General features: G+C 65.6%; 11 protein-coding genes. 6 read left to right on the top strand and 5 right to left on the bottom strand.

From position 1 onward, the window contains the following. Positions 1-414: 414 nt before the first annotated feature. From ACFDR9_RS08415 to ACFDR9_RS08395, 5 genes are all read right to left on the bottom strand, one after another. On the bottom strand, positions 415-807 hold the full coding sequence (locus ACFDR9_RS08415) for a VOC family protein (RefSeq protein WP_409030725.1): 393 nt from the start codon (positions 805-807) through the stop codon (positions 415-417). A gap of 374 nt (positions 808-1,181) precedes the next feature. Continuing rightward, positions 1,182-1,490, bottom strand: a complete 309-nt coding sequence (locus ACFDR9_RS08410; protein WP_409030723.1) for a DUF1272 domain-containing protein — start codon at positions 1,488-1,490, stop codon at positions 1,182-1,184. Between the two features lie 129 nt (positions 1,491-1,619). Beyond that, the gene (alaC, locus tag ACFDR9_RS08405; protein WP_409030722.1) at positions 1,620-2,831 is read right to left on the bottom strand and encodes an alanine transaminase; all 1,212 of its coding nucleotides are present in this window, start codon (positions 2,829-2,831) and stop codon (positions 1,620-1,622) included. 242 nt (positions 2,832-3,073) lie between these two features. Continuing rightward, on the bottom strand, positions 3,074-5,323 hold the full coding sequence (locus tag ACFDR9_RS08400) for a carboxy terminal-processing peptidase (RefSeq protein ID WP_409030721.1): 2,250 nt from the start codon (positions 5,321-5,323) through the stop codon (positions 3,074-3,076). A gap of 203 nt (positions 5,324-5,526) precedes the next feature. Next, positions 5,527-6,078 (bottom strand): thymidine kinase, encoded by a 552-nt coding sequence (locus tag ACFDR9_RS08395; protein WP_409030720.1) that lies wholly within the window; start codon positions 6,076-6,078, stop codon positions 5,527-5,529. A gap of 265 nt (positions 6,079-6,343) precedes the next feature. Between ACFDR9_RS08395 and ACFDR9_RS08390 the strand changes: the two genes are divergently transcribed. The 6 genes from ACFDR9_RS08390 to ACFDR9_RS08365 all read left to right on the top strand — a co-directional run bounded on the left by ACFDR9_RS08390 (position 6,344) and on the right by ACFDR9_RS08365 (position 13,272). After that, entirely contained in the window at positions 6,344-7,726 is a 1,383-nt protein-coding gene (locus ACFDR9_RS08390) for a pyridoxal-phosphate dependent enzyme (protein WP_409030719.1), read from the top strand. Further along, complete coding sequence (locus ACFDR9_RS08385) at positions 7,723-8,913, top strand: trans-sulfuration enzyme family protein (RefSeq protein ID WP_409030718.1); 1,191 nt, start codon at positions 7,723-7,725, stop codon at positions 8,911-8,913. The genes ACFDR9_RS08390 and ACFDR9_RS08385 overlap by 4 nt, the downstream gene beginning before the upstream one ends. Before the next feature lie 340 nt (positions 8,914-9,253). After that, positions 9,254-9,490 carry a hypothetical protein gene (locus tag ACFDR9_RS08380; protein ID WP_409030717.1) on the top strand — a complete coding sequence of 79 codons (237 nt, stop codon included), beginning with the start codon at positions 9,254-9,256 and terminating at the stop codon, positions 9,488-9,490. Positions 9,491-9,497: 7 nt separating this feature from the next. Further along, positions 9,498-11,402 (top strand): PAS domain-containing protein, encoded by a 1,905-nt coding sequence (locus ACFDR9_RS08375; protein ID WP_409030716.1) that lies wholly within the window; start codon positions 9,498-9,500, stop codon positions 11,400-11,402. Next, the gene (locus ACFDR9_RS08370) at positions 11,399-11,653 is read left to right on the top strand and encodes a hypothetical protein (protein WP_017875214.1); all 255 of its coding nucleotides are present in this window, start codon (positions 11,399-11,401) and stop codon (positions 11,651-11,653) included. Before ACFDR9_RS08375 ends, ACFDR9_RS08370 begins: the two co-directional genes overlap by 4 nt. Next, positions 11,650-13,272, top strand: coding sequence for an ATP-binding protein (locus ACFDR9_RS08365; RefSeq protein ID WP_157406439.1), 1,623 nt, complete (start codon positions 11,650-11,652; stop codon positions 13,270-13,272). The genes ACFDR9_RS08370 and ACFDR9_RS08365 overlap by 4 nt, the downstream gene beginning before the upstream one ends. The last annotated feature ends 71 nt before the right edge of the window (positions 13,273-13,343 follow it).

Here is a 13,343-nt window from a genome sequence, read left to right as displayed (position 1 = left end):
CGGTTGCATGATTTTCTCCTAAGTTGATTCTTCGAACCTTCACTTTAGGATTAATTTGCGTCTTTTGCCGACCCGCCTTCATTCATAGTATCTACGAACATACTTAACTGAGCGGTATCAGGTTCCTGCTACCTCCTTGCCTTCCAGCAAGTTCCATCGCCACAAGTATTGTCTACGTATTGCCGAGAGTCAAGTTTTTTCCGCCGCCGGGCGCCGCCGCAGGCACCCTATTTCAACGAAAAAAAAGCCCGCTGCGAAGAGCGGGCTGAATCTATAATCTTGGAGGAAAATAGAGGAGACAGATGCATTATGCTGCGGTGCGACATATAAAACCACTTTATTTTCATGATGATAGAGATAAAATTTGGTGATATCTCCGCAGGTAAAGACTCCGCGCCCGGGTAGACGAATGGCTTATTTCGGACGGTATATTGCGCAGAGCTTATTGCCGTCCGGGTCACGAACATACGCCAGGTGCATGGCCCCCATGGCGCCGTCACGCAGGCCCGGCGGGTCCTCAACCGACTGGCCGCCATGCGCGACTGCGGTGTCGTGAAATTGCTGCACTTGTTCGGGCGAGCTGCATTTGAAGCCTATCGTGCCGCCGTTCGCACACGTCGCCGCTTCCCCGTCGATCGGCTCGCTGATGCAAAAAGTACTGCCGTCGTGCCGGTAGAAGAGGCGCTTGTGACCGGAATCTGCTTGATTACGGAATGGCTCGCCCGCCCCGAACGTTGCGAGGACGGCGTCATAAAAACGCTTTGCCTGTTCGATGTCGTTCGAACCAATCATTACATGACTGAACATCATATCTCCTTGTATCCGTGGGATTACCAAGCCAAATGATAATATAAATGAGGCATTTAGACACGACAGTCCGCTTCGGCCGACTAGCGCCCAGTGCCCCCGGAGAGCTGGCACCGCCACAACTTGACACAGCGCAAGCCGCGCGCCGCCCACTAGCGGCTACGGTATGCCCGGCTCGCGGCGAGATTTTCACCCGCAAGAGTGGGTCCATGCCGCGCGCATAAAAAAAGCCCGCTACGGAGAGCGGGCTGAATCTATTTTCTTGGAGGAGAATAGAGGAGACAGATGCAGTATGCTGCGCCGTGACATATAAATCCAATTTATATGCATGATGTCACCGATAAGCCTGATGAATATCATGGCGCGGCCGCGCGTCAACGTTGGGCGGGCGGCACTTCGCGCAACTTGGCCAGCAGTTCGCCATGCACGGCGGCGTCAACCGGCCGGTGCTTGCGCACGGTGGCGGCCGGGTCCGCGCCGAGATAGTTGTTGCCCTTCCAGTTGTGCGCCGGCCGGACCGGGCGCGCAACGAAACCACCGCCGCAGTTCGGGCAGACGTTGTGCAAAACGGTGTCGACGCAGGAGACGCAAAACGTGCACTCATAAGTGCAAATGCGCGCCTCCGCCGAGGCTGGCGGTAAATCGATGTCGCAGTGCTCGCAGCTTGGTCTGAGTTCCAGCATGGTGATGGCTCCTTGAAAATGGTGGGAAAGCCCCGATCGGCTGTATCGAGGCACCCAGGCATTCTAGGGCGACGGCGAGTTGGCGCAAATGACAGTATGAGGATTATTCCTGCCAAACCGCCCGACGGATCAGCGCGGCGCCGCCGCCATGCCGTCGCGCAGCATCGCCTTGATGCCGCGCAAGCCCTGGCGGATGCGCGCCTCGTTCTCGATCAGCGCGAAACGCACGTAGTCGTCGCCGTATTCGCCGAAGCCGATACCGGGCGAGACGCAGACCTTGGCCTCGGCCAGCAGGCGCTTGGCGAACTCCAGCGAGCCAAGGTCGCGGTAAGCCTCGGGGATCAGCGCCCAGATATACATCGACGCCTTCGGCTTCTCAACCGGCCAGCCGGCCTCGATCAAGCCCTTCACCAGCACGTCGCGGCGGCTCTGGTATTGCGCGCAGATGTCGCTGACGCAGCTTTGGTCGCCCTCCAGCGCGGCGATCGCGGCCACCTGCACAGGCGTAAAGCTGCCGTAGTCGTGGTAACTCTTGATGCGCGCCAACGCCGCCACCAGTTCGCTGTTGCCGACCATGAAGCCGATGCGCCAGCCGGCCATGTTATAGCTTTTCGACAGCGTGAAAAACTCGACGGCGACGTCGCGCGCGCCCGGCACCTGCATGATCGACGGCGCCTTCCAGCCGTCGAAGGTGATGTCGGCGTAGGCCAGGTCGTGCACCACCAGGATGTCGTGCTGCTTGGCCAGCGCGACGACGCGCTCGAAAAACTCCAGCTCGACGCACTGCGCGGTCGGATTCGAGGGGAAACCCAGCACCATCATCTTCGGCTTCGGATAGCTTTCGCGGATCGCCCGTTCCAACTCGGCGAAGAAGTCCACGCCCGGACTCATGCGCACCGAACGGATGTCGGCGCCGGCGATGACCGCGCCCCAGATATGGATAGGGTAGCTCGGGTTCGGCACCAGCACCGTGTCGCCGCGGTCCAGCGTGGCCAACATCAAATGCGCCAGGCCCTCTTTCGAGCCGATGGTGACGATCGCCTCCGCGTCGGGGTCGATGTCGACGTCGTAGCGCTTCTTGTACCAATGCGAGATGGCCCGGCGCAGCCGCGGAATGCCCTTCGACGCCGAATAACCGTGGGTGTCGGGGCGCTTGGCCGTTTCAACCAGTTTGTCGACGATGTGGGACGGCGTGGCGCCGTCGGGATTGCCCATCGACATATCGATAATATCCTCGCCACGGCGCCGCGCCGCCATCTTCAGCTCGGCGGTGATATTGAAAACGTAAGGGGGAAGGCGATTGATGCGCGAAAAGCTGCGCGGAGTTGGGGATTGTGTCATGAAAAAGCTCTACGTAAGCGCCCGGAACCGTCCGAGCGACGTGGCGCAATGAGTGCGCCTGACTTATCGTAATGGAAGCTGGCGAAAAAAACAATCCCCGATTGAGCGCGTCGCGGGGCGTTCGGCGCAAGGAAGAATACGTCGCTGGAAAACAGTGTTAACCGCAACCGGCGGCGGCGCGGACGGCGAAAAAAAGCCCCGTACGATGCACGGGGCTCTTGGCCGATGACAAGTCGCTGGTGTTACTTGGAGGCGGCCGGTTCCGGCACGTAAGGCAGCACCCGCGAGGCCAGCCGGGTATCCGTCTTGATCAAGCCCACTTCGTCGGCGAGGATGCGCACCGCTTCGTTGAGCAGCACGTCCTTGGCGCTTTTGGCCGCCTTTTCGGCGTCCAGCTCGGCCGTCAGCGCCCGTTCGTCGCCCTGCAGGCCGTCGTCGGTATGCATCGCGCCCTTCATGGCGGCGATCTGGCGCGCGGTTTTGGCCGAGGTCTTGATGTTCAAGGCCTTGTTGAGCGCGTCTTTCGGGTCCGGCAGCACCGTCAGGTCGTCGCTCGCGGCGGCGGCCAACAGGCGCCGTTCACGGGTTTTCGAACGCGCCTCCTGGCTGTCGCGCTCCTTGCGGCGCACCGTTTCGTTGAGCGAGATCAGGTTTTCCTTGCGCAATTTGGCGACCAGGGCGAGGTCTTCCTGCAAATACTGGAAGTCCTTGTCCTTCGACACGCGCGCCTCGTGCTTACGTTCGAGCAAGGGCACGATATCCTTCAAGTCGCCGGCCGGCACGAACAGCGCCGGCTTGATCGAGGTCCACGGCAACGCGTTGTCGTAGCTCGACTCGCCGAAGTTCTCGCTGTCGGACATGGCCGGCAGCTTGATGTCGGGCGTGACGCCGCGCAACTGCGTGGTGCCGCCGTTGATGCGGAAGAACTGCGCGATCGTCATCTTCAGCTCGCCGAAGCGGGCCTTCTCGTTGCCGCCGAAGCGGTCCAGGTTGATCAGCGTTTGCACCGTGCCTTTGCCGAAGCTGGCCTCGCCGATGATCACGCCGCGGCCGTAATCCTGCAGCGCGGCGGCGAAGATTTCCGACGCCGACGCCGAGCCGCGGTTGATCAGCACGCCCACCGGGCCGTCCCAGGCCAGGCCGGCGTTGGTGTCGCTCTCGATGTCGACCTTGCCCTCGGCGTTACGCTGCTGCACCACCGGCCCCTTGTCGATGAACAGGCCGGTCAGCTCGACCGCCTCGTTGAGCGAACCGCCGCCGTTGTTGCGCAAGTCGATCAGGACGTTGTCGACCTTGTCCTTCTTCAACTCGCCGAGCAGGCGCGCAACGTCGCGGGTGGCGCTCTTGTAATCCTTGTCGCCCTTGCGGCGCGCCTCGAAGTCCTGGTAGAAGGTCGGCAGGGAGATCACGCCGACGCGGCGCTTGACGCCGTTGTCCTTGACCTCGATCACGGTCTTCTTGGCGGCCTGCTCCTCCATGCTGATTTTCTTGCGCACCAGCGCGACGGTGGCGTGCTTGGCGTCGGGACCGGCGTCGGCCGGCAGCACGTCGAGGCGCACCACCGAGTCCTTGGCGCCGCGGATCTGCGTGACGACGTCGTCGATGCGCCAGCCCAGCACCTCGGTGAACGGCCCGCTTTCCCCCTGGCCGACGCCGACGATGCGGTCGCCGACCTTCAGCTTGCCCGACAGGCCGGCCGGACTGCCGGGCACGATTTCGCGCACCACCGTGTATTCGTCGCGCGTTTGCAGCACCGCGCCGATACCCTCGAGCGACAGGCGCATGGCGATGTCGAAATTGTCCGACGCCCGCGGGCCGAGGTAGTTGGTGTGCGGCTCGATCGACATCGCGTAGGCGTTCATGAAGATCTGGAACACGTCTTCATTGTTGAGCTTGCGCGAGCGGCTGGTGTAGCTCTCGTAGCGCTTGTCGAGCGTCTCGCGGATCGCCTTGTCGTCCTTGCCGGCCAGCTTCAGGCGCAGCCAGTCGTTCTTGACGCGCTTGCGCCACAGTTCGCGGGCCTCGTCGTCGCCCTTCGGCCAGGCGGCTTTTTCGCGGTCGTACTGGTAGCTTTCGTCAACGGTGAAATCGAATTTGCTTTTCAGCAGCTCGCGGGCGAAGCCGATGCGCTCGTCGAAGCGCTGCTGGTACAGATTGTAGATGGCGAACGGCACCGCCAGGTTTTCACCGGTGATGGCGTCGTCGAGCTTGGAGCGCACGCTGGCGAACTGGTCGAGGTCGGCCTGCACGAAAAACAGTTTTTCGGCGTCGAGCGACTTGAAGTAACGGTCGAAGATCTTCTCCGACATGGCGTCGTCAAGCGGGGTGGCCTTGTAATGGTAGCGCGACATCACCCGCGAGGCCCACAGGGCGGCCTGGGTTTGCTGCGCCTGCGGCTTCATGGTGGGCGCCGCGATCTTTTCCGACTGGGCCGCGCCGGCCCGCGCTGACATTGCCACCGCCAGGACGACCAGCATCATTTGCTTCTTCATCGGCTTCTCCGAAAAGTGATATACGATTTACCGGCGCCGCGGCGTTGCCGCGGCCGCCGTTGAAACTGGGGCTGCGCCCGCGATCCGAGCACAATTCTACAGTATACGGCAGGGCAAAAGTCTGCCTTGGGGACCAAGTTTGCGCGAACAAGCTTAAGCGCTCGTTAAGGCGCGCGTTTTAACCGGCCGGCGTGGCGCCGCGTTCAGCCGGCGTAGAAGCAGCGGCCGCAAGCCTGGCGGTAGCGCTCGTTGCCGCCGATGCTGATCTGTTCGCCAACCTTGATGCGCTTGCCGTGTTCGTCGACGCGGATGTTCATCGTCGCCTTCTTGCCGCAGGTGCAGATGTTCTTCAGCTCCTCGATGTCGTCGGCCAACGCCAGCAGATAGGCCGAGCCGGGAAACGGCTCGCCCATGAAGTCGGTGCGCAAGCCGTAGCAGATCACCGGCACGCCCTTGACCTGCGCCAGCTGGTGCAGTTGCTGCGCTTGGCGCGTAGCGAGGAATTGCGCCTCGTCGACCAGCACGCAGGCGACCTTCGGGAGGTCGGCCAGGAAGTCGGTGTCGGCGTCGAACACGTCGACCTCGCGCTGCGGACCCAGGCGCGAAGTGACCCGGCCGACGCCGTAGCGGCTGTCGATCGCCGCCGTGTACAGGCGCACCGCCTGGCCCTGCTCTTCGTAGTTGTGCGCCACTTGCAGCAGCGCCGTCGATTTGCCGGCGTTCATCGCCGAATATCTGAAATAAAGTTTCGCCATGTTGCCGACCTCTTGCTTGTCTTTCCGAGAGGGCGATTATAAATCGCGGCGGCGCCGCCGCGGCGCTTTAAAACCAAATGCCAGTTCTGGGGTCAGACCTTCTCGCCTTGGCGCCGACGGCCTGCCCCCCCTCGGCGAAAAGCGCATATGTATAAGCGTAAACATTCGTTCCCGCCGCGCGCCGCCGGGCCTAAGATCCGCCCTTTCAAAGGAAGCCGCCGCCGGGCACGAGCCGGCCGCGCCGTTCCACAGCCCAGGAGTTCGTATGCATGCCCACCCTCCCCCCGCCCCCGCGCTATTCGGTCTGATCGGCAACACGCCGCTGGTCGAAGTCACCAGGCTCGACACCGGCCTGTGCCAATTGTTCCTGAAGCTGGAGTCGCACAACCCCGGCGGCTCCATCAAGGACCGCGTCGGCCTGTCCATCATCGAGGCGGCCGAGGCCGACGGCAGTCTGCGCCCCGGCGGCGTGATCGTCGAGGCGACCGCCGGCAACACCGGCCTCGGCCTGGCGCTGGTCGGCCTGCTGAAGGGTTACCGCGTGCTGCTGGTGGTGCCCGACAAGATGTCGACCGAGAAGGTGCTGCACTTGAAGGCGCTCGGCGCCGAGGTGCGCGGCACCCGCTCCGACGTCGCCAAGGGCCATCCCGAGTATTACCAGGACTACGCGGCGCGCCTGGCGGCCGAGCTGCCCGGCGCCTTCTTCGCCGACCAGTTCAACAATCCGGCCAATCCGCGCGCCCACGAAACCACGACCGCGCCGGAAATCTGGCAGCAGACCCAGCATGAACTCGACGCCATCGTCGTCGGGGTCGGCTCGTCCGGCACGCTGACCGGCTTGAGCAATTACTTCAAGACGGAGCAGCCGGACCTGGAATTCGTGCTGGCCGACCCGGCCGGCTCTATCCTCGCCGAATACGTCGACACCGGCCGCGTCGCCGACACCAGCGGCGCCTGGGCGGTGGAAGGCATCGGCGAGGACTTCATCCCCGCCATCGCCGACCTGAGCCGGGTGCGCAAGGCCTACACCATCAGCGACCAGGAAAGCTTCGACCAGGCCCGCGCGCTGCTGCGCGCCGAGGGCATCCTGGGCGGCTCGTCGACCGGCACGCTGCTGGCGGCGGCGCTGAGGTACTGCCGCGAGCAAACCACGCCGAAGCGCGTCGTCACCTTCGTTTGCGACACCGGCACGCGCTACCTGTCGAAGCTGTACAACGACGGCTGGATGCGCGACCAGGGCTTGTTGCGGCGCGCCCCGCTGGGCGACCTGCGCGACCTGATCGGCCGCCGCTACGACGAGGGCGAGGTGGTCGCCGTGGCGCCGTCCGACACCCTGCTGACGGCCTTCAACCGCATGCGCAGCGCCGACCTGGCGCAGTTGCCGGTGCTCGACGCCGGCCGCCTGGCCGGCATCATCGACGAGTCCGACCTGCTGCTACAGGTGGCGCGGCGGCCCGGACATTTCGCCGCCCTGGTGGGCGCCAGCATGACCACCCAGCTGGAAACGCTGCGCCCGGACGCCGGCATCGACGCCCTGCGCGCCACGCTGGACCGCGGTTTGACCGCCGTGGTCGCCGACGAGCAGCGCTTCTACGGCCTGATCACCCGTTTCGACCTTCTCAACCACTTACGCAGGACACTATCTTGAGCCATACACCCACCCCAAGCGCGCGCCAGTCCCGGCTGGCGACCCGCGTCATCCACGCCGGCCAGTCGCCCGACCCGAGCACCGGCGCCATCATGCCGCCGATTTACGCCACCTCGACCTACGTGCAAGAAAGCCCGGGCGTGCACAAGGGCCTCGACTATGGCCGCTCGCACAACCCGACCCGCTGGGCGCTGGAACGCTGCGTCGCCGACCTCGAAGGCGGCGCCCAGGCGTTCGCCTTCGCCTCCGGGCTGGCGGCCATCGCGACGGTGCTGGAGCTGGCCGACGCCGGCGCCCACATCATCGCCGGCGACGACATGTACGGCGGCACCTACCGCCTGTTCGAGCGGGTGCGCCGGCGCAGCGCCGGCCTCGACTTCAGCTACGTCGACTTGACCAAGCCGGAGCTGCTGCTGGCGGCGATCCGCCCGAACACCCGCATGGTCTGGGTCGAAACGCCGACCAACCCGATGCTCAAGCTGGCCGACCTGCGCGCCATCGCCGCCATCTGCCGCGAGCGCGGCATCATCGCCGTGGCCGACAACACCTTCGCCAGCCCGATCGTGCAGCGGCCGCTGGAGTCGGGCTTCGACATCGTGGTCCACTCGACGACGAAATACCTGAACGGCCATTCCGACATCATCGGCGGCATCGCCATCGTCGGCGCCGAGCAGCGCCAGGCCGAATGGCGCGAGCAGCTGGGCTTCCTGCAAAATTCGGTGGGGGCGATCGCCGGACCGTTCGACAGCTTCCTGGCGCTGCGCGGCGTGAAAACGCTGGCGATCCGCATAGAGCGCCATTGCGCCAGCGCGCTCGCACTGGCGCAATGGCTGGAGGCGCAACCGCAGGTCAAGCGGGTGCACTACCCGGGCCTGGCCGCGCACCCGCAGCACGCACTGGCCAAGCGCCAGATGGACGGCTTCGGCGGCATTATCTCGGTCGAGCTGGCGACCGACCTGGCCGGCGCCCGCCGCTTCCTCGAACGCTGCCAGGTGTTCGCGCTGGCCGAAAGCTTGGGCGGCGTGGAAAGCCTGATCGAGCATCCGGCCCTGATGACGCACGCCAGCATCCCGGCGCCGCAGCGCGCCGCGCTGGGCATCGGCGACGCGCTGGTGCGTTTGTCGGTCGGCATCGAGGCGCTGGAGGATTTGCGCTACGACCTGCAAACCGCGCTCGAGGCGATTTGAGGCGCTTGGCGTTGAGATAGTCAACACCAGGAGGACCCCGGCGTCGCCCCCCAGTGTGTGGCCCTCATGCCGCCGCGTTAACTTTCCGTAGGTCGGATTAGATTCTATGGTCCGAGTCAAGGTTTTAGTGTCACAAGCGACGGATCAAAGCTCGATTTCCCCTTCGACATCGTGAAAGCGATGCGAAGGTTTTTCCAGCGCTGCCGGCGCGCGCGTCTTAAAACGTCAATCTAGTCGGAAAATCATCTTCCGCACAGGCGCGCTTGCCGTTGTTGACACTTTCACCAATTCGGTGGAAAGTGACGCAACGCAAGTTTCATTGCTGGTCAGGGGGCGGATAATGAAAACGATACTATTTCTGTCGGCCGGCGCGTTGCTGCCGCTGCCCGCCCGCGACGGCCTGCTCAACCAACAGCGGCGTCGTCGGCCGCCCGCTGCTCAAGCTGGAGACCGGGCGCCGGCCGAGGGCGACTGCTTGGTCTACCTGCACAAGCGCCACGCGGCGCTGCGCAAGGTAAAGCGCGACGGTACGCACCGGGCCATCGTCGAGGCCGTCATGCAGCGCGACGCGCGATAGGGCCGGCGTGCGCTCGCCCCTGCCACCGTGGTTTTGCGAACTGGGCAACAGCGCCATGGGGCGCCGCTTCGCCGTCCTGATCCTGCTGTTCAGCTCGGTGGTGACGCTGCTGTCCACCGCCCTGCAACTGGGCATCGACTACCGCCACGACGTCGGCGACATCCGCCGCCGACTCGAGCAGATCGAGTCCAACTATGCCGACAGCCTGGCGTCGAGCCTGGAGAACACCAACAGCAAGGACGTGCGATCGCAGTTGCAGGGCGCGATGCGCCTGCCCGACATGCAATACCTCGAGGTCTACGCGGAGCGAGAGAAGCTGGTGGCGACGGCCGGCCGGCCCAGGCTGGACGGCGTCATCAGCCATGAATTCACGCTGCGGTTCAGCCACGGCGGGCGCCAGGTGCGCATCGGCACGGTGCGCGCGGTGGCCAACCTGGACGGCGTCTACCGGCGCCTGCAGGACAAGGTCGTGCTCATCCTGGTGGCGCAAACGGTCAAGACCTTCCTGGTGTCGCTGTTCATCCTGCTGCTGTTCCAATACCTGGTCGGGCGCCACCTGAAACGCATCGCCGCCTATTCCGACCGCCTGTTCGCGGTGCCGACGGCTCTGGTGCCGGCGCCGCTGGCGCTGGCCCGGCGCGGCGGCGCCGACGACGAACTGGACCAGATGGTGGCGGCGTTGAACGCCATGCGCGAACGCCTCGACCTGACCGTGCAGGGGCTGCAGGAGAGCGAATTCCGCTGGAAGTTCGCGCTCGAGGGCGCCGGCGACGGCGTCTGGGACTGGCGCCTGAGCACCGGCGACGTGATGTATTCGCTGCGCTGGAAGGACATGCTGGGCTACCAGGACGGCGACTTGGCCAACCATATCGACACCTACACCAGGCTGGCGCACCCGGACGACCTGAAGCGGGCGCGCGTGCTGCTCGACGCCAATTTCGCCGGCCTGGCCGACACCTACAGCATCGAGCAGCGCATGCTGTGCAAGGACGGCAGCTGGAAGTGGGTGATGGCGCGCGGCATGGTGGTGGAAAAGGACGGCGCCGGCCACGCCACCCGCATGATCGGCACCCACACCGACGTCAGCGCGCGCCGCTGCGCCGAGGACGCGGTGCAGGCGCTGCTGGTGCAAACCGAGCACGCGCGCGCGGCGCTGCGCGCGGCCAACGCCGCCATGGAGGCGCAGGTGCGCGAGCGCACCGCCCAGCTGGAGCTGGCCAACAAGGAGCTGGAGGCGTTCTCGTACTCGGTCTCGCACGACCTGCGCAGCCCGCTGCGCGGCATCGACGGCTGGAGCCTGGCGCTGCTGGAGGACTACGGCGAACACCTCGACGCCACCGGCCGCCAGTACCTGGAGCGGGTGCGCGGCGAGTCCCAGCGCATGGGCCAGCTGATCGACGACATGTTGCAATTCTCGCGCCTGGGCCGCGCCGCGATGACGCTGCACCAGGTCGACCTGACGGCGATGGCGCGGCAGCTGGTCGAGCGCATCGCCGAGCGCGAGCCCGGGCGCGCCTTCACCTTCGACATCGAGGACGCGCTGGGCGCCTGCGGCGACTGGCGCCTGCTCGAGGTGGTACTGGGCAACCTGCTGGAGAACGCCGCCAAGTTCAGCGCCGGGCGCCAGCCGGCGCACATCAGCGTCGGCCGCGCCAGCGTGGTGGCGCCGGGCGCGGCGGGCGCGGCGCCGGCGTTTTTCGTGCGCGACAACGGCGCCGGCTTCGACATGCTATACGCGCAAAAACTCTTCGGCGTGTTCCAGCGCCTGCACCAGGCCAGCGAGTTCCCCGGCACCGGCATCGGCCTGGCGACGGTGCAGCGCATCGTCCAGCGCCACGGCGGCACGGTCTGGGGCGTGGCCGCCGTCGGCGGCGGCGCCACTTTTTACTTCACCCTGAAAGAGTCGCCATGAGCGCCAAAGCGATCCTGCTGATCGAGGACAACGCCGGCGACGTCGGCCCGGCCGAGCGCGCCCTCAAGAACAGCGACGTCACCAACCCGCCGGTGGCCGGCGACGGCCAGGAGGGGCTGGACTACCTGTTCTGCGAGGGCGTGCACGGCGGGCGCCGCGGTCGACTTCCACCAGTTCGCCGACGTGATGGGCCAGCTCGGCCTATACTGGCTGGCAATCAACGAAAGCCCGAACGGAGCTTGAAACGATGACGACACCCCTTGCCGTGCTGCTGGTCGAAGACTGCGTCAGCGACGCCGAATTGATCCTGCGCTGCCTGCGCCGCGCCGATTTCGAGCCGGAGTGCGAGCGCGTCGAAAGCGAGCCGCAACTGCTGGCGGCGCTGCGCCGGCGCAGCTGGGACGTGGTGCTGTCGGACTTCAACCTGCCCGGCTTTAGCGCCAGCGCGGCGCTGGCGCGCATGCGCGGGCTGGGCCTGGACCTGCCGTTCATCGTCGTCTCGGGCAACATCGGCGAGGAAACCGCGGTGGCGCTGATGAAATCCGGCGCGCACGACTACGTGATGAAGGCCGACCTGGCCCGCCTGGCGCCGGCGGTCAAGCGCGAAATCAACGAGGCGGCGCAGCGGCGCGAGCACCGCCGCGCCGCCGACGCGCTGCGCCAGAGCGAGGAGCGGTGGAGTTTCGCGCTCGAGGGCGCCGGCTACGGCGTCTGGGACTGGGACGTCGACAGCGGCCAGGTGCTGTTTTCGGAGTGCTGGATGGCCATGCACGGCTTCGCCGCCGGCGAAATCGAGGCCAGCATGGCCGGGCGCGAACGGCTGATCCACCCGGACGACCTGGCGCGGGTGCGGGAGGCGCTGCGCGAGCATTTGAACGGCACCACGCGGCGCTACAAGAACGAGCACCGCGCGCTGTGCAAGGACGGCAGCTGGAAATGGGTGCTCGACAACGGCATGATCGTCAGCCGCGACCCCAACGGCGCGCCGCTGCGCATGATCTGCACCCACGTCGACCTGTCGGATCGCAAGCGCGCCGAGGACGCGCTGCGCGAACTCAACGAACAGCTCGAGAGCCGGGTCGACGAGCGCACCCGCGAACTGCGCCAGGCGATGGCGCAAATCATCGAATCGGAGAAGCTGGCCTCGCTGGGCGCGCTGGTGGCGGGCGTGTCGCACGAATTGAACACGCCGATCGGCAACATGGTACTGGCCGCCTCGGCGCTGGGCGACCAGTTGCGCGACATCGGCTACGCGGTCGACGCCGGCAAGCTGACCCGCTCCGGCATGGCGCAACTGCTGGCCGAGTGCCGCGACGCCAGCGACATCATCGTGCGCAACGGCAACCGCGCCAGCGACCTGATCGACAGCTTCAAGCGCGTCTCGGTGGACCAGACCAGCCAGCGCCGGCGCCGCTTCGACCTGCGCACCACGGTGCAGGACAGCCTGAACGCGCTGGGCGCGGTGACGCGCCGGGCCAAGGCGACGGTCGAGCTGCGCATCCCCGACGGCATCGAGATGGACAGCTTCCCCGGCCACCTGGAGCAAATCGTCAACAACATCATCATGAATTCGATCACCCACGGCTTCGAGGGCAAGAGCGGCGGGCGCATCGAACTGGCCGCCAGCGTGCAGGACGGCGTGATCGAGCTGCACTACCGCGACGACGGCCAAGGCATCGCCCGCGCGCTGCAGCACAAGGTGTTCGAACCGTTCTACACCACCAAGCTGGGCCAGGGCGGCTCCGGGCTGGGGCTGTCGATCGTGCACAACCTGGTGCAGGCAATCTTCAAGGGCCGGCTGCGGCTGGAAAGCGACAGCGGCCAGGGCGTGCAATTGTTTTTCACCTTCCCGGCGGTGACGCCGCAGTAGCGCCGCCGCGCAATGCAACGCCGACGTGTCTGTGCGCCTGTCGCCCGTGGCGGCGGCATGCCGACAGCCGA

The organism is Janthinobacterium sp. CG_23.3 (assembly GCF_046115965.1).
In the GTDB taxonomy this organism is placed as follows: Bacteria; Pseudomonadota; Gammaproteobacteria; order Burkholderiales; family Burkholderiaceae_D; genus Janthinobacterium.
This window is presented reverse-complemented; position numbering and strand designations above follow the sequence as displayed.